Origin of the sequence: Spiroplasma floricola 23-6 (assembly GCF_002813555.1) — a bacterium.
Lineage (GTDB): Bacteria > Bacillota_I > Bacilli_A > Mycoplasmatales > Mycoplasmataceae > Spiroplasma_A > Spiroplasma_A floricola.
Genome location: NZ_CP025057.1, coordinates 414,368 through 433,190, shown reverse-complemented (window position 1 = coordinate 433,190; position 18,823 = coordinate 414,368). Strand labels below are relative to the sequence as shown.

Below are 18,823 nucleotides of genomic sequence, written 5' to 3'. Positions count from 1 at the left end.
TTTTACTATTTTAACTTATTTTTATTTGTAAATCTTGTGTATATCTCCATTAATTTTTTTTCATAAGCACTATGTGGTTTAAAGTTGAAATATTTAATGTCTTTTATTTCATCAGGTAAATATTGTTGATTTACTCAATCATTTTCATAATTATGAGGATATTTATACCCTATTCCACTACCAAGCTTATGAGCATTTTTATAGTGATTATCTCTCAAATACATAGGAATTGGAGGTGCCAATCCCTGTTGAACATCTTCTAAAGCTTTTTCTAACGCCATATATGAAGAATTAGACTTCTCACTTAAGGCCATTTCAATAATTGCCAATCCTAATATAATTCTTCCTTCAGGCATTCCAATTTGTCTAAAAATTTGACAGGCTTGAAAAACTCTTAATGGAATCGTTGGATTTGCCAATCCAATATCTTCATAGGCCATTATAGTCATTCTTCTCATTAATACTTCATAATCTCCTATTTGCATTAATCTAGCTCAATAATGAAGTGCTGCATCAACATCACTTCCTCTTATTGATTTTTGAAGAGCAGATTTAAGATCATGATATTCATCTCCTTCTCCAGTTCCTTTTGTAACTGCTTGATCAAAAATTGAAGATATAATCTCTCTATTTATTATTTGTTCTGAATAAAGAGTAGTTAAAATCTCAACAGCATTTAAAGCAACTCTTAAATCTCCATTAGCAAGTTCACAAAGATTTTCAAATGCATTTTCTTCTATATTTAGAGAAATATTATTATTTTTTAAAATTCTTTTAATTCCTTCATTCATTTCTATTGAGTTAATCTCTTTTAATTTTAAAATAGTACATCTACTTCTAATAGCAGGATTTATTACAAAATAAGGATTTTCAGTGGTTGTTAAAAAAACTATTACTTTTTTAGATTCAATATATTCAAGTAAATAATCTTGAATATTTCTATTCATTCTATGAATTTCATCAATTATTAATATTAATTGTTCTTCATGATTTGAAGAATCAATCAACTTTTGAAGTTTTTCTTTTTTATCATTTGATGCATTAAACAATTCATATTTAGTATTTAAATCATTTGCAATTGATATTGCCATTGAAGTTTTGCCCACACCAGGAGCGCCATAAAAAATTAAATTTGTAAGGAATTTTTTTTCTACCATTTTTGAGATTATTCCATATTTATTATTAATTAAATGAGATTGTCCAACTATATCTTTTAAAGAGTTTGGTCTTAATAGAAAACTTAAAGGTTTATTCATTTTTTCAACTCCTAATTGAATAATAGCATAAAAAAACTAATCATTTTGATTAGTTTTTTTATGCATTTCCTGCATCGTGTAAATCTTTAAATTTACCTGCTGTTTTAATTAGCTCTTTGTAAGTTCCTTGTTGTACAATTTCTTTACCAGGAGCTAAAACAAATATTTGATCTACATCTTTAATTGTACTCAATCTGTGAGCAATAATAACTGATGTTTTTTCTTTCATTAGTTCATTTAATTGAGCTTGAATTTCTTTTTCAACAATATTGTCTAAAGCACTTGTTGCTTCATCCAAAATTAGCAATTCAGGATTTCTTAATAGAATTCTTGCAATAACAAGTCTTTGTTTTTGTCCACCACTCAACAACAATCCACGTTCTCCTAAAATTGTTTGATATCCATAAGGTCAACTATTGATTATTTGATCTATTTGAGCTTTCTTACACGCTTCATGAACTTCTTCATCTGTTGCTTGAAAATGACCATATCTTACATTATCATAAACATCTCCAAAAATTATTGAAGGTTCTTGTTCAACATAACCCACATGACTTAAATAACTTTTTAAATTAAAATCTTTAATATTTTTGTCATTTACCAATACGCATCCTTCTGTTGGATCATAAAATCTTAAAAGCAGTTTAGAAATAGTTGATTTACCACTTCCAGTTTCTCCAACAAAAGCATAAGATTTTCCCTTTTCGAGAGTAATATTTAATTCTGGAACAATATTTACTTCTGGTTTTTCAGGATAATTAAATTTTACTTGTCTAAACTCTATTTTTACAATATTTTCATCGAACAATATTCCTGTTTTATCTTTGTCATCTAAAATTGGTTCCTTTTCAATTACTTCATAGATTTGTCTTGAAGAAGCAGCAACTCTTGAAAGACCAGGAATAATAGCAGATATTTGTCATAACGGACGAGTTAATCCAACCATTGCGGAAATAAATGCTGGTAAAGTCACATTCATCATATCTGAATTATTAAAAAATGAAATTGCAACTGTTATCATTATTAAATTTATAAGAACATCAGATGCAATTAACATAGCTAATAAGGTTCCATCAATTCTTGAAATTGGTTTAAAAGCTTTTATATAAGGTTCATGCAAAGCATTAAGTCTTGATTCTTCATATCTTCTAGTTCCTGTTGCTTTTACTAATTTAATTGCTCCAATTCTGTCAATAACATCTCCATTAACATCTGAAATTATTTCTCTTACGGTTTTAACTTTTTTTTGGTATCTTAATGAAAATAGTATAACTAAAAGAGCTAATGAATAAACACATAAACTTGCAATTAAAGCCATTTGTCAATGCAATATAAATAAAGTTGCAGTTCCCATTATAATTACAAGAGGTGCTTGTATAACTCAAGCTATCATACCTGAAATTTCATTTCCTATTACATTAGTATCTCCAACAAGTTTTGTCATTAATTTACCAATTTTTTTATCTGAATAATAACTAATATCTTGTTCTAATAGTCTTTTAATTGTTAAATTTCTTAATTCAACTTCTATTCTTACAGCTAACATAATTGAACAAGAGTTCCTAATATAAGTACATATATAAAGTAAAACAAGATCTGATGCTGTTATAGCCATTCATCAGTATCAAGTAAGACCATGTACTTTGTCTTGTCTTGTTGCTTGAAGTACAAACTTAAAAATAAAGTATTTAAACTTACCAAAAAGGCACTAAATGTAACTACAAATACAACGCTTAGAAATAATGCTTTATACTTTCATCCATAAATTAATACAATTCAAGAAAACTTAAGTTTATTTTTTTCTTTAACAAGTTTATAAACTTTATCATCTGGAATATATTCGTTTGAATCTTCTTTGGGATTTGTTATGTTAGCATCACTTAGTGGCATATTTGTTGTACTAAACGATTGATCCATATTATTTTTTCCTTTCATATTTTTTTGATATTGAAATATTATCACAAATAATTTAAAAACAACTCCTAAAAAAGAGTTGTTTTTAAATTATTAATGAGTTTTTTTTGTTTCTTCTTTTGAAGAAGTTGATATAGGCAATTCTCTTACTAAATCATTTAATTTTATTCCAAATACATTTTTATATACTTCTGAATATTTTTGAACAGGAACAACTTCTAGTTCTTTTCTAACTTCTTCAGGAATATCTTCTATATCTTTTGTATTTTTAAATGGTATTAAGATTTTTTTCAATCCACTTCTATGAGCTGATATTGATTTTTCTCTTAATCCCCCAATTGGAAACACTAAACCTCTTAGTGTAATTTCACCTGTCATACCAATTTCTTTTGGAACTGGTTTATTTGTTAGAGCAGATACAATTGCAGTAGTAATTGTTACTCCAGCACTTGGTCCATCTTTTGGAACAGCTCCTTCAGGAACGTGAATATGTATATCATTTTCATTGAATACTTCTTTAGGTATTCCAAACGCTTTGTAATTTGATTTAACAAAGTCATAAGCAATAGTTGCAGATTCTTTCATAACATCTCCAAGTTTACCAGTTAGTACTAAACCACCTTTTCCTGGAAAATGATTAACCTCTATTGGTAAAATGTCTCCACCAAATTGAGTATATGCAAGACCTGTAACCACTCCAACTTGTGCTTCATTTTCTTTTTCAGTATGTTCAAAAATACGTTTTTTCAATAATTCATTAACTACTTTTGGAGTTACTTTTAAAGTTTCAATTTCCTTGTTTAACATTTTTACAACAAATTTTCTAACAATTGATGCAATTCATCTTTCTAATTGCCTTACCCCAGCTTCTCTAGTATAATGTTTAATAATTTCATTAATTGAGTCTTTTGTGAAAATTACTTGATCTTTTGAAACTGCATGATCATCTAATACTTTTGGAATTAAATATTCTTCTGCAATTTTCATTTTTTCAATTTCAGTATAACTTGAAAGCTCAATAATTTCCATTCTATCATATAATGCTTCAGGAATATTTTCTGGATAGTTTGCTGTTGCAATAAATACAACATCACTTAAATCATATTCTTCTTCTAAATAGTGATCTGAAAATTTTGAGTTTTGTTCTGGATCTAATACTTCTAACATTGCTGAAGCCGGATCTCCTCTATAATCACTTGCCATTTTATCAATTTCATCAAGTAGGAAAACTGGATTTTTAACTCCTGCTTTTTTCATTCCTTGTATTACTCTACCTGGCATAGCTCCTATATAAGTTTTTCTGTGACCTCTAATTTCTGATTCATCTTTAACTCCACCAAGAGCCATTTTTATAAATTCTCTTCCCATTGACTCAGCTATTGATTTTGCTAAACTTGTTTTACCAACTCCTGGAGGACCTACTAGAGTAATTATTTGTCCTTTAACCTTGTTAGTATTTTGTTTAACAGCTAAATATTCAATTATTCTTTCTTTAACTTTTTCCAAACCATAATGATGTTTGTCTAAAATATTTTTTGCAAACTTCAAATCAGTTTTTTCTTCAGTTTTTTGTCATCAAGGAGTTTGCATCATTCAATCAATATATGTTCTTGTAATATTTGCTTCTGATGAAGCTGCTGGCATACCTTCACATTTATCTATTTCTGATAATATTCTTTTTTTAATATTTTCTGGGAATGGTTCTGTTTCAAGGCGTTTCTTGTATTTTGCCAAGTCATCTCCTTCACCATCCATGTCTCCTAATTCTTCTTTAATAGCTTTTAATTTTTCTCTTAAATAGAATTCTCTTTGTTGTTCATCAACTCTTGATTTAATTTTTTTACTAATTGATGATTCAATATCAGCTGATTGACGTTTTTCATCTAAAAAGTCATTAATTATTTCAATTCTTTTAACAGGATCTAATTCTTCAAGAACTGCTTGTTTTTTTTCAATAGGCATAAATGGCATTAAATTCGCTGCACTATCAACAATAAAGTTTGGATCAACTTCTTTTGGAGCTGAATTAATAATTTCTTCAACTTCTGATGGAAATTCATCTTGTGAACTTATCATTGCTTTTATATATTTTGTAATTTTATCTAATGCCTCTTTATTTGAGCTTTTTAAGCTATCTTTTACTTTATAATTTGCAATATAAAAATCCTTTAATTCAATGTCACTGATTTCAGCACGTGAAATTGATTTTATATTTACAGTTAATGTACCATCTTTTCATTCTTTTTTTATTTTTATTTCTGCTAATACTCCAAATTTAAATAAATCTTCAATTTTAGGTTCATCTTCTAATGGTTTTTTTTGTGAAACCATCAGAATTTTCCCTTCATATTTTTCCACAGATTCTTTAACAGCAAGTGTTGTTTTATCTCTTCCAATTTCTAATACTTGATCAAATGTTGGATAAATATAACTCCCACGTGTTATTAGCATTGGTAATTTTTTATTCATATTATTCCTCCTTAGGTACAAAAATATGATAACACAATTATTAGCACTTGCAAATGTTAAGTGCTAAAAAAATAAAAAAATACAATTCTTTGTATTTTTTAACCATTATTTGAATATAAAAAGTCAACTATTTTTTCTCTAATTATTTCTTCTTTAATTTGTACTTCAGGTATTAAAGAGTTTTTAATAAAATCTGGTTCTACTCCAAAAGTTTTAGCTAGAGAGTTATATTTTTCTTCCATATCCTCTTTTGAAACTTCGAATTTTTCTGTATTTCTTACTTTATCTGTAATTAAATAACTTTCAATTCGTTTTTTTGCATCTTGAAATAATTCATTTCTGATATCTTGATCGCTTAGACCTGTTTGTTTTTTATATTCTTTTATAGTAAGTTTTTGGCTTTGTACTTTTGCTTCAAATTCTTTATATAAATTATCAATTTCCTTATTAATTGCAGATTTTGGAATTTCAATTTTTGAATCATTTCTTATTATATCTATTACATTATTTACAAAAATATTTTTAGTTTGACTTAATTTTTGTTCAAGAATTTGTTTTTTTAGACTAGCTTCTAACTCTTTAAAAGTTTTAATTCCTGGTAAATTTAAATCTTTTACTAATTCATCATCTTTTGCAGGTAAAACTCTCTCTTTAATTTCTTTTATATCTAATTTAAATTCTGCTTTTTTTCCACTTAATTCAGGAGTGTAATCTTCTGGAAAAGTAACATTAATTGAAGATTTTCCTAATGTTTTACCAATCATTTTATCTTCAAAGCCAGGAATCATTTGTCCACTTCCAATAACTAATTTAAAGTCAATACCTTTTCCACCCTTAAAAGCAACATTATCAATAAATCCTTCAAAATCAAAAATAACAGAGTCACCTTTTGCTATTTTTTGATCCTTTTCTTTTTCTTTCTCCATTACAAATCTTTCTCTGTATTGGTCAATTGCTTTATCTAAATCTTCTTTTTCTACTTTAATTTCTTCTTTAACTAAATCCTTAGATTTTATTCCTTTATAATTTCCTATTTTGATTTCAGGCTTTAAATCAAATACAAAATGCAATTCACATTCTTTTTCACTAACTTTAGCTGGTGTGGGTACTGGTGAGTTAAATGGTTCAACATCAGTTTTTTGCTCTTTTGCAAAGCTTCAAGCTTTTTCAATTACTGATTGAACAGCTGCATTTAAATATTTAACAGGAGTTAAATATTGCTCAATTTTTTCTTTTGGTATTTTACCTTTTCTAAAACCTGGTATTTCCATATTTGCAGACACTTTGTTTTTTCCCTTTTTAATTGCTTCTTCCCATTCTTTTCCCTCTATTGTAACTATTCATATTCCTTGCCCTTTATCAGCAATCTTTTTTGCACTAAATTTCATATAAATTTCTCCTCTTTTATATATAACTTTTTAATTATAACAAATATTTATATATTGTTAAGTATTTTAGTGCTTATTACACTACTTAATTTTATTATTAGATTATTTTATTCAAAACTAGAAATCTCTATTATTCTTTAAAAAAATTAAAAAAACACTTTTGTGAAGTGCTTTTAAAAATTAATTTCATCTATATATGCAAATATCAATAATTTGATTGAATTAATTACATCTTTTTCAACACTATTAGAATACTTTTCTAACAATTTAATAGTTTCTATTACATTACCATCAAATGGAATTTTATATTTTTTTGCTAAAATAATTATATTTTCTCTTAGCATCTTCTTTTTTATCATTTCTTTTGGTAAAAAAGAGTTTAAAAAATCATTTTTAGAGGAATAATTAACTTTTCAGTCATGACCTTTTTCTTTGATTTCTTCTTTTCTTTTTTTATTCATTAAATTTCAAAATTCTTCTGCAAATAATGAAATTTTTTCTAAAGTAATAAAAATATTTTTCTCATACTCATTTGATGTTGGCTCTTTTTTTATATTCTCATCAGTTAAATTATTTGCAATTATACTAGGTATTATTATTTGACAAAGTTTCTCAATCATTTTATTTCTAATTTCTGAAATAAATCTAAAATAATATTTATAAAAGAAATATTCTGGAGCTTCAGTAATTCCAGATATTTCATTAAATAAATTTGTGAACATAATTTTGTATTTTTTGAATCATATATTTTCAAGACAATTTGTATAGAACTTAATTTTCTTTATAACTTTATTCTCTAATTTTTTTGATATTTTTTTATATAAAAAAAGTCTCGTTTTTTTAAAATTAGAGTTTAAAAAACTTTTAGAGAAATTCTCCTTATAATCAAAATTAGTAATTTCAAAATCACATTCTTGAATTTCCATTCATTTTTTTTCCAATTTACCATCATTTGAAGCTCATCACTTTCCTTTAATATGTGATTTACTTATATAAAAAAAATGATTTTTATCTTCTCTAATTTTTTTTGTTTTATTAATTTTTAAAAATTTAAGAATCACTAAAACTATTATTAATCAAAGCAAAAATAAAGAACCTAAAACTGTAAATATATAATACATATTTTACCCCTTTTTTTATTTATAGAAATATTATCTATATTTAAGTTTTAGTTATTTAGTTTTATTAATTTCGGTTTTCTTTTTTGCTTCTTCTTTTAATGTTCTTTGTTTTTGTGCTACTTTTAATTTTGATGAATTATTACCAAAAATTAATTTAATTTTTTCTCATAATCCCTTATTTTCTTGATATTTCAATCTTTTTCTAAGAATAAATTTTTGTTTATTTGGATAAGTATTCAATCAAACAGTTATATTTGATGTTCCTGTTCTTTTTTTCAAATTATATCAAAAATTAAAATACTTATTTTTAGGATCTGTAATTTCTTGCATTGAAAAAGTATTACCTAAGATTGTAAAAGTTTCTTGCATATCTAATTCCGGATCAAAATTTGGTTTTTTATCAAATTCAACAAATTTTTCTGTTTTTAAACTATCATTTTCCCTATTTTTTAATGACTCGCTTCTCGCTTTTCCATATAATTCTCTTCATAGTTTTTCTTTTTCAGCTTGTTCTTTTTCATAATCTCTTTTTATATTAGTTGGTTTTATATCAGCTAGATTAATAGTTTTTGATTTCATTTGTTTAGAGTTTTCATCTTTTTGCTTAATTTTTTGTTCTTTAATTTTTTGTTCTTTTTCCAAAAGCTTTTGCTTTTTTAATTCCGCTTTACGAATAGCTTCTTGTTTTTTCTCTTCAGCAAGCCTTCTTTCTTCTGCAAGTTTTTTCTCTTCTTCAAGCTTTTTGGCTTTTAATTCCTTTTCTATTAATTCCTTTGCTTCTTTTGCCTCTTTTTCTTCTCTTGCTTTAGCTTCTAAAAGCATTTTATCTAATAAACTTAATTCTTTTTTCTGATTTTTCTTTTCTTTTTTTGCTATATTTTCAGATTTTAATTCTTTATTAATTATTTTTTCTTTTTTAACTTCTTTTTTTTGTTGTATTTTTGGTTCCTGAGTTTCAGCTTTATTTAAATTTGAAACTTCAAATGATTTAAGAATTTCAGATCTCTGAATAACTTTTTTTTGCTTTTCCAAATCATTTGCTTTTTTTAAAGCAGAATTTATATCAGTTTTTAGATAATTTTGAAATTTCTTAAGATTTTCTTGAGTTTCATTAAAGTGAATTTGTTTTGGATTTGGCAGCGCATTTCCAGTATGTTTCCCATATAAATAATTTGATTCAATTAATCATTTTTCTCTTTCAATTTTCATCAAATAATTAATGTATTCAATTAAAGTTTCTCTAAATTCAAAATCGTAACCTTCGTATTCCTTTGCAAATAGCATTATAGTTTGACTATTTAATCTTTTTTCAATTAAGCTTTTAATTCTATTTTTTACTTTTGGTGATAACAATTGAAAATCTTGCTCTGATTTTATCTGATTTTTTTTTGTCATTATTTATCTTCCTTTCTTTTCAAATGCTATCAATTGCATTTTATTTATATAAATTTAATTGAGATTATGCAAAAAATGGACAAGTTTAAATAAATTCTTGTCCATGATTTTAACTATTTAATATTTTTTATAAATTTTTTAGTTATTTTTTCTACTCTTTCTTTACGTTTTTTCTCTTCTAATTGATGAATAATTTCTGCTTTATCTTCAATTGACTTGTAATTTGGAGTAGTTGATTTTGCAACTTTTAATGATTTATCAAATAATTCGTCATCATGAACTTTTGTGAAGTAAGCTTTCATTTTTAATTCAGTGCGCTTTATCATTTCTTGTTCATATCTAATTTGAGCATCAATTGATGCAATTTCTGTTCTATATTTCGCATCTCTTTCAAGACGTCTTTCACGTTCTAATTTTAAAACTGCAGCTACGCGTTTTTCTTCAGACCTTTTTAACTGTCTTTCTTTCATTAATTCAATTAATTTTTGACGTTCTTGTAATCTTCTTAATCTTTCTGCTTTTTCCATTGATTTTAGATTAAAGTCTTCACGTCTTTTTAATCTTCTTAATTCTCTAGCTTCTGCTAACCTTCTTGCTCGCACAACAATATAACTGTTTGCACGTTCAATTTTCATCATATTAATTCTATGACGACGTTCGTTTCTTAATTCTCTTAAAAATTCAATTTTTTCTTTCATTTCATCGAAGACTTGACCTTCTCTTTCATGAGAATCAATTAACTCTTGCATTATAGGTCTTTTTGTCAAATCATAAGTCATTGGATAATAACCTATTGGATTTTCTTCATGATATGGTTTTGATCTAGAGACATTGTTTTTATATTCATATGATCTATTTCCTGATAAATCTGTTTTATCTTCATCAATATTAATTTCAAAACCTTCTTTTGAAAGAATATTTCTTTTTTCTGGATCAATTCCTTCATCTTTAATAGTATATTCTCTTTTTGCAAGTACTTTATCAGCTTTAGTATATTTTTTTGAGTTTAGATTTTGTACTAAATGTTTTTCAAAAAAATCGCTTCCTAATTCAATAGGTGCTAAATTTTGATTCTCCATTTCAATTTGTTTTTCATCTATTTGAATATTATTTTCTCTATTAAACTCTTCTCTTGTCATATTTTCTCTTGCAACATATTCTTCCATGCTATCATCTTTAGAATCATTTTTTAAATTTAAGCTTTTTTCTTCTTTTTGTTGTTCTTCTAATTTCAAATTTTTTATTTCTTCTGTACTTATTTTAGATGAAGCTTTTCCTTCATTAATGAATTCTAATAAATTTGGATCTGGTACAACTTTTGAAGTCATTATTTCAGTTTCTTCATCAACAAAAGGTGTTGAAATAGAAGCAGAATTTGAAATTTCTTCTTCTATTATCTCTTTTTTTGGAGGAACAGTAAAAGCATTTTGTAAAATGCTTGTAGGTTGACTTATAGTTTTTTCTTCTACAGTACTACTTAATAAGTTTTCAATTTCATAAATATTTTGTCCACTTTTTGATACTGCTGTAAAATTAAATTGATCTGTTCTATTTTGATTAACATATCCTGCTCTTGAAAGAATATCTTCTTTAGTATTTCTATTTGTAGAAATAACACCAGGAGATAATTTTAACAATAAATCTTTTCTTTTTTCATCTGGAGACATTGCAACTGTTCTAATATTTAATCTATCTTTTCAACCTGCAACACCAACATCTTGCTTTTTTTGACCATTTGCAAAATTATTTCAAAAATTTTTAAAAATTCTGTTAAATTCTCCTTCTCATAAACTAACTAAATTAGGTCTTCTTGGATCATTTTTTGGTAATAAATTAATTCTTTCATATGAAGAAATTAATTTTTTATAATTATCATCTGTTTGTAAATTATATTTATTAATTAATGCTAATGCTTTTGGACCAAACTTTTGGTTTTTATATTCACTAGTAGCAGGCTTTTTATTATTAATTGTTTCTTTACCTGTAGTATTTTTTTTAGCTGCCGCCATACCAAGTACCTCCATTTAAATACAAAATGATTATACACTATTTTTAAACGTTTTAATAGCATAAGAGACTATAATAGATAGTACTAAAAAAATAGGCTCATTTTAGACCTATTTTATAAATGCAAATGCTATATTTTTTGGTTTAATTCCTAAAGTTTTATGAATAGAATCATTAATTATTGAAGTTACTTTTACACCATCCATTAAAAATAACCCCTTTTCCATAGTATAAATTCTCACAACAATAAATAAACTAGTTTCTTGATGAATACTTACTGAGGCTTGGATATCTTTAAATCCCTTAGCATTTGAGCGAACATCAAATTCAATTATTTTGCTTAGTAATTTTTCATCAATCTCTAAAGAACCTCTAGAGTTTCTTTCTATAGAAATGTACATTTAATTATCTCTCCCATTCTATTTTTAATTTGCTCTTCCAGAATATTTACCATCTGTTGTATTAATTAGAACTTTTTCTCCCTCTTTAATAAATAAAGGAACTGTAATTTCTAATCCTGTTTCAACTTTTGCTTTTTTTTGAGCACCACTAGTTGTATCACCTTTTACTGCAGGTTCTGCTTCAACTATTGTAAGTTCAATTTTTTCAGGAATTGTAATACCTAAAATTTCACCATTATATTCTGTCATTTTAACCATAATTCCATCAGTAATAAACTTAAGTTCTCAGTCTAATTTTGATGATGCAATTTCAACTTGTTCATAAGTTTCAATATTCATTAATACACAATTTGTTCCATCATTATACAAAAATTGCATATCTTTTTTTTCAATTAAGGCTTTTTCTACTTTTTCTCCACCAGTGAATGTAATTTCAACTCGAGCACCAGTTCTAAGATTTTTAACTTTAACTGTTACTTTTCCTTGTTGTCTTCCTGTTTTAGAAAATGAGTTTTCTAAAACTACAAAAATATTTCCATCATATAAGAATGTGCTTCCAGGTCTTAAATCGTTTACTGACATTATTAATCTCCTTTTAGTATTTATAAATAAATTATATCTAAAAAAGTAAATATTTAGTAGATATTAACTTAATTAATTTTAAGTTATATGAAAGTAATTATTTTTTGATATAAATTAAAATTAAATAAAAATATATTGTGAAATTGATGAACTATAATGACATAACATTAAAAAAGTAAAAAAATAATAAATTAAAAACACTAGTTTTTACTAGTGCTTTTAATTTATAAAAATATAAGATTTATTTTCTCCATTTAAATTTAGGTTATCTTTTCGATTTATCATATGGTATACCAACTGCTGCTGGTGGTTTTGATCATTTAGAAAGTACAATCATTGTCCCCAGAGATAATACAAAAGGAAGAACTAAAAATAAATTTTTATTTTGTGTTAGTCAACCAGAATTTGTATATAATGGTAAAACCTTTGATAAAGCAAAGAAGAAAGCAAATGCTGCTGATGCAATTGCAACAAATTTAATTCTTCATTGACCAACAATCATAATTGCTAATGCTAAGAAACCAAAGCCATCAGCTGTTCCACGGAAGTATGATCCTTTTACTGTTATTATATAAATTCCACCAGCTAATGCTGCAATACAACCTGATACAAATACAGCTAGTACTCTATACTTAATAACATTAACCCCTGCTGCTTCCAAAGCATTTGGATTTTCTCCAGCAGCTATATGTCTCATTCCTGGCTTAGTAAATGTAAAATATAAACCTGCACTTAATGTAATTATTATTGTAATTATTAGATATATTGAAATAATATTTAATGAATCCAACGCTATTATTGTGTATTTTCCATTAATAAATGTTGAACCAGTAGTTGCTATATATAATCCAAATCCTTGAGCAAGTAGATTTATAGCTGTACCAGAAACAATTTGATCTGCTTTTAATTTTATAGAAGCAAATGAATGTAATAGAGATAATAATCCTCCGAATAATGCTCCAACTAATAATGCAATTATTTGTGATCCATTACCTGCTATTGGCTCTAATGAAGAACCAACTAAACTTGCTAATAATCCACCAATAATCATAAAACCTTCAATACCAACATTAACAACACCAGATCTTTCAGCAATTAAACCAGACGTTGCGGCTAATGCAAATACTGCAAAATATAGTGAGAAATTTTCCATCAAACTAGCAGCCATACTTATCAACTACCTCCAGTTCTTGTTTATATTTTTCTATTTTTAATTTTAGATTATTTCTTTTATTGTTCATAGAGTTTTTGTAAACTTCTGATTTTAAATCTAATTTTAAATGACTCAGTTCAGAGTTTAGAGTTTCTTTTTGTTCTTTATCTAAGTTTATAGATTTTAGTTTATTTTCCACAATATTTATATTATCTTTTATTTTACTAATTTCTAATGATTCAGTTTTGTTATCTAATTTTGAATTTTTTAATACATCTTCAAATTTAATATTAATTTCATTTAAATATAATTTAGCCTCTCTTTGTGCTTCTTTTAACTTTTCAAATTTAGATTTTTTTAATTTATTATATTCATTAATAATATCTTTAGCTTTTTTATCATAACTAACTCTAGTCTCTTTAATTTGTTCTTTTATATTATTTCTTGAATCAAGTTCCTTAGTTAATTTAAGTTCTCTTTTTAAATTTTTAACTAATTCATTTCTTTCAATTTGCATTAAAACAAATTGATCCATAATAGAGAAATATTTTAAACTCAATTCATTTTTAACTTTTTTATTTAAACCTTTATATGAATTATTTTCATACTCTTCTAATAAAGATTTTCTATTTAAAAGAAGTTCTCCTTTTATCATTTTAGTTTTTGACTTATAAATACCAACATAATTATTTATTTCTTCTTTTAGTTGAAGTTCTAATTTCTTAATAAACTCTTCTTTAACTAAAATTTGTTCTTTACTATTAGAATTTATTTCAGTTTCATTTTTTAAGGATTTTTTATTTTTTTCTTTAAGAGATCTTAACTCAGATTTTTGTTTTTCAATTTGTTCTTTAATTTCTAATATGTCATTTCTACTAAAAATAGTTCTCATCTCTTTTTTAATAGCACTTATTTTTATATTAGATTCCAATTTTAAATCTTGATATATAGAACATTTAAGTTCAAATAAATATGTTTTTATTTTTTCTATAGGACTAAATTTTAAAAATAAAATATAAATTGCTGATGAATAAATAATTATTCCAAAAATAAGACTTGGTGTTTCAGTAGATAATCCAATAAAGTCAACTCCAATTGCTCTATCTGAACCTGCTTTTAATGTTGCTCAAATTAATGCTATTGGAACAATTGCAAGCACATTGTTAAAAGCAACCAAAGCCACTGGTATTGCGTCAAAACCTATTGATGGTAAATCAGTTGTGTTAACTGTCATTCTTTTTTTTATATTAACTCAATAAAAAACAGCTCCTAAACCAATAAATAAACCTTGTAAAGCAGTTGTTAAAATTAAATATTGTCTATTTTTAATTCCTGCATACATTGCTGCTTGAGGTTGTTTACCAACTACTTTAAATTTATAACCAAATGTAGTAAATTTAAGTAATAAATAAATTATAGATACTGATAATAAGGACAAAATAATTCCAAGAATTCAATTATTATCACCAATTGATAATCAGTCTGGATTTAATGAAGGTGAAGCATGATTTGGTTCTTTGGAATATTCAGGTCATCCTAATTTTGTATCCAACAACATTCATCTTGCTAAATATCAAACAATTCAATTTAGCATAACAGTAGTTACAACTTCATGAATATTGAAAAATACTTTAAATAGACCAGCCATTGTTGATATAAGAACACCACTTAGTATAAATACTAAAAATATTACTATTATAAAGTTTTTATCAATATATTTAATATCAGTTAGACCTTCTGCTTTTGCTTTTGCACCTATAATTGCTATAGCCAAAGCCATTCCCAAAATTGCTTGTCCAGAACCTCCCATATTAAATAGTCCAACTTTAAAACCAAGTGCAAGACCAAGACCCATAAAAATAAATACTGTAAAATAATTTAATGTCTCATCAATTGTATCTGAATCAAATGAATAACCAAAAGAAGTAAATATGAAACTTAATCCATTAAAATTTTGAGCAAAAACAATAATTGCTCCCATAAATAAACCTATTAAAATAGCAATAACAGAGGATTTAAAGTAATTAAGTTTTACTAAATTTTTTTCATTTATTAAATTACTTTTAATTTTCTGATTTCTTAATCATCTATTTAATTTAAAATCCATATTAACCTCCCTTTCCTAACATTAATTTACCTATTTCTTCTTTTTTAACATTTTTACCAGGTAATTCTCCCACTAATTCACCTGAGTTAATTACCAATATTCTATCTGCAAGTGCCATTACTTCAGATAATTCATACGAGACTAATAGAATTGCTTTACCTTCTTTTTTAGCTTCTAAAATTTGTGAATGAATAAACTCTATTGATCCTACATCTAAACCTCTTGTAGGTTGAAAAATAATTATTAAATCACTTTCACGAGTCATTTCTCTTCCTACAATAGCTTTTTGTTGATTTCCTCCTGAAAGTTGTCTTGCAATTGCAAAACCTGATTGTGCATTTCTTACATCATAATTTAGTAAAATTTTTTGTCCATATGTTTGAATTGCAGAAAAGTTTAATATTCCATATTTACTAAATTTTTTAGTAGAGATATCTTGCAAAACCATATTTTCTAAAAGGTTTTGATCTAAAACTAATCCATGTTTATGTCTATCTTCTGGTATATGACTCATTTTATATTTTTTATATCTATTTGCAATTGACTCTTTTGAGATATTATTATCTTTTATAAAAATGTTTCCCTCTTCTAATTTTGATAAACCTGTAATTGCATTAACTAACTCTTGTTGACCATTTCCTTCAACACCAGCTATAGCCACAATTTCCCCAGCTCTAATTTTTAAACTAAAATTTTTTAACCCCATAATTTTATGATTACTTGATTTTTTTACACTTATATTATCAACTTTTAAAACAACTTCCTCTTTTGGTTGAGAATAATCATTTTTTATGTCCACCAATTTTCTTCCAACCATTGCTTCTGCTAATTCTTCAGGAGAGGTTTTTGATATATCAAAAGTATCAATAACTTGCCCTTTTCTAATTACTGTAGCAGAGTCTGCAACTTTTCAAATTTCTGCCATTTTATGAGTTATAAAAATAATAGTTTTACCTGCAGCTTGAAATTCTTTCATAACTTGTAATAGACCATCAATTTCATCTGGTGTTAAAACAGCAGTTGGTTCATCAAAAACTAATATATCTGCATTCCTATAAAGTATTTTTAAAATCTCTGTTCTTTGTTGAGCACCAACAGTTGCTGAGCTTGCTTTTTGATTTAAATCTACATTAAAGTTATATTTCTCCATTATTTCTTTTATATCTTCTTTAATTTTTTTTGAATTTATTATAGTTTTTGCTAATAATTCTTCTGAACCCAAAGAAATATTTTTTCATAAAGGAAAAATATCAACAAGTTTAAAATGTTGATGTACCATACCTATTCCTAATTTGGAAGCTTTAATTGGATTTGAAATCATTTCCACTTTTCCATTAATTTTTATTTGACCAGCTGTTGGTTCATAAATACCAAACAATATTGACATTAAAGTTGATTTTCCCGCTCCATTTTCACCAACAAGGGCATGAATTTCATTTTTTTTAACTCTGAAATTAACATCTTTATTTGCAATGATTGTATTATTAAAAATCATTGATATATTTTCCATTTCCACAGCATATTTATTCATATTATCTACTCCTTAAAAATGCACAAGACTAATTTAAAATTAATCCTGTACATTTTAATTAATATTAAATTATTTTATTTTATAAAGTAACTAATTTGTTTTCAAAACAGTATTTACATATTTAGTAATTTCAGCATCTGCAAGTGTAACTTTTCAATCTGCTGAGCTTGCTAATTTTGTGAAATAATGAGTTGAAGCTTCAATTAAATTATTTCCATTAAATGCTGCTTCAATAGCATCATGTAAGTTTTTGTTTACTTTATTTTTTTCACTATATGAGAATTTTCCATTTAAGTAAATTTCTTGACCAGCTCAACTACCATTGTTTGCTTCAATTTCTTTTTGTTGGTCATCATTTATAATAGCTTTATCAATATAATCTTTTGCACTTTTTCCAAAATCAGTATTATTTAGATATGTTGTTTTTGCAGCTCCAGCAATAGTTGCAGCAACTAAATCTTTTTCAGCAGAGGTAATAAATTTATCACTACTGTCTGTGTAAGCGTTCACTTGATCTGAATCAACACCAACAACCATTGTTTTTTGTGATGGATTTGCTTTTATTACACCAAGTAAATCTCCTGTTTGAGGACCAGCAACACCCATTACTACATTTGCTTTATCAGTATTTATCAATTTTGTTGAAATGTCTTTACCTTCTCCAGCATTAAATGTTCCTGTAAAATAGTCAGTTTGAGCTGATCCACTATTTACATTTGATTGTGAATTTGCTCTTTTTACATTTACAGCATCCATTTTATTTGTAGCTTCTTCATCAGTTAATTTTGAATTAGCAATTCTCAAGAGATTTTTGATTGTTGTTTTACCAGCATCTTCACTTTTTAACTGATTATATACTTGAATAGAAGCTAAATAACCATGCATAAAACTTTGAACAGCTAACCCATTTGGAGTACCTCCAAATGTTGCAAGAATTAAGTTATTATCTGAGTTATAATTATCATTTGCTATTGATCAAATAATTGAAGACATTCCTGCATAAAATGCAGATATATCTGCTCTAAATAAGAAACCAACTGAGTTTGAAATTTTTTGTCCCTTTGAATCAACTGGAGATCCATCTAAAAATATTGCATTTCCATTGTTTTCTTTAATTAATTTTGACGCTTGATCTAAATTATCACCTGCATGGTGAAATCCTGGTAAAATTAAAGTTTTAGCTCCAACTTTTTTAGCATTTTTGTAACCTTTACTAATATCATCTACAGTTGGTGGTTGATAATAACCAATACTATCATATTTAGATTTTCCTTCAGCTTCACGAGCCTCATTTATTTTAAGCATTTCCATAATTTTATTTCCTGCTTCAAATCCAGATTCATTAAATGATTTATCATTTATTTTTCCTGCATCTGTTACTAAATAAATATCGTTTCAAGTTTTTGATCCACTTCCACATGCAATAACAGTTGATGAGCTTGATGCTACAACTGCTGCTGCCATTAATCCTGATAATAATTTTTTCATTTTTGTTTTTC

Annotated in this window: 13 protein-coding genes and 2 pseudogenes; all 15 read right to left on the bottom strand. The window is 25.9% G+C overall.

Going from position 1 to position 18,823, the window contains the following annotated elements:
* Nucleotides 1-5: 5 nt before the first annotated feature.
* Nucleotides 6-1,256, bottom strand: a complete 1,251-nt coding sequence (locus SFLOR_RS02025; protein ID WP_100916431.1) for a replication-associated recombination protein A — start codon at nt 1,254-1,256, stop codon at nt 6-8.
* Between the two features lie 58 nt (nt 1,257-1,314).
* The gene (locus tag SFLOR_RS02020; protein WP_100916430.1) at nt 1,315-2,871 is read right to left on the bottom strand and encodes an ABC transporter ATP-binding protein; all 1,557 of its coding nucleotides are present in this window, start codon (nt 2,869-2,871) and stop codon (nt 1,315-1,317) included.
* Nucleotides 2,862-3,173 carry a hypothetical protein gene (locus SFLOR_RS02015; RefSeq protein WP_100916429.1) on the bottom strand — a complete coding sequence of 104 codons (312 nt, stop codon included), beginning with the start codon at nt 3,171-3,173 and terminating at the stop codon, nt 2,862-2,864. The genes SFLOR_RS02020 and SFLOR_RS02015 overlap by 10 nt, the downstream gene beginning before the upstream one ends.
* Nucleotides 3,174-3,263: 90 nt before the next feature.
* Nucleotides 3,264-5,639: an endopeptidase La gene (gene lon / locus SFLOR_RS02010; protein ID WP_100916428.1), complete on the bottom strand. Its 2,376-nt coding sequence runs from the start codon at nt 5,637-5,639 to the stop codon at nt 3,264-3,266.
* Between the two features lie 98 nt (nt 5,640-5,737).
* Nucleotides 5,738-7,027: a trigger factor gene (gene tig / locus SFLOR_RS02005; RefSeq protein WP_100916427.1), complete on the bottom strand. Its 1,290-nt coding sequence runs from the start codon at nt 7,025-7,027 to the stop codon at nt 5,738-5,740.
* Nucleotides 7,028-7,200: 173 nt separating this feature from the next.
* Nucleotides 7,201-8,148, bottom strand: a complete 948-nt coding sequence (locus tag SFLOR_RS02000) for a hypothetical protein (protein ID WP_100916426.1) — start codon at nt 8,146-8,148, stop codon at nt 7,201-7,203.
* A gap of 51 nt (nt 8,149-8,199) precedes the next feature.
* Nucleotides 8,200-9,543 carry a hypothetical protein gene (locus SFLOR_RS01995; protein WP_100916425.1) on the bottom strand — a complete coding sequence of 448 codons (1,344 nt, stop codon included), beginning with the start codon at nt 9,541-9,543 and terminating at the stop codon, nt 8,200-8,202.
* A gap of 113 nt (nt 9,544-9,656) precedes the next feature.
* Entirely contained in the window at nt 9,657-11,552 is a 1,896-nt protein-coding gene (locus SFLOR_RS01990) for a hypothetical protein (RefSeq protein WP_100916424.1), read from the bottom strand.
* Nucleotides 11,553-11,660: 108 nt separating this feature from the next.
* Nucleotides 11,661-11,951, bottom strand: coding sequence for an MMB_0454 family protein (locus SFLOR_RS01985; protein ID WP_100916423.1), 291 nt, complete (start codon nt 11,949-11,951; stop codon nt 11,661-11,663).
* Nucleotides 11,952-11,975: 24 nt separating this feature from the next.
* Entirely contained in the window at nt 11,976-12,533 is a 558-nt protein-coding gene (gene efp, locus SFLOR_RS01980) for an elongation factor P (RefSeq protein ID WP_100916422.1), read from the bottom strand.
* Nucleotides 12,534-12,798: 265 nt separating this feature from the next.
* On the bottom strand, nt 12,799-13,701 hold the full coding sequence (locus SFLOR_RS01975) for an ABC transporter permease (RefSeq protein WP_100916421.1): 903 nt from the start codon (nt 13,699-13,701) through the stop codon (nt 12,799-12,801).
* A complete protein-coding gene (locus SFLOR_RS01970; protein WP_100916420.1) occupies nt 13,691-15,793 on the bottom strand; it encodes an ABC transporter permease in 2,103 nt (700 codons plus the stop codon). The genes SFLOR_RS01975 and SFLOR_RS01970 overlap by 11 nt, the downstream gene beginning before the upstream one ends.
* A gap of 1 nt (nt 15,794) precedes the next feature.
* Nucleotides 15,795-16,481: pseudogene (locus tag SFLOR_RS06150) on the bottom strand (ATP-binding cassette domain-containing protein); the annotation flags it as partial.
* A gap of 339 nt (nt 16,482-16,820) precedes the next feature.
* Nucleotides 16,821-17,288: pseudogene (locus SFLOR_RS06145) on the bottom strand (ATP-binding cassette domain-containing protein); the annotation flags it as partial.
* A 126-nt stretch (nt 17,289-17,414) separates the two neighbouring features.
* Nucleotides 17,415-18,812 (bottom strand): type 1 periplasmic-binding domain-containing protein, encoded by a 1,398-nt coding sequence (locus SFLOR_RS01960; protein ID WP_157806923.1) that lies wholly within the window; start codon nt 18,810-18,812, stop codon nt 17,415-17,417.
* Between the last annotated feature and the right edge of the window lie 11 nt (nt 18,813-18,823).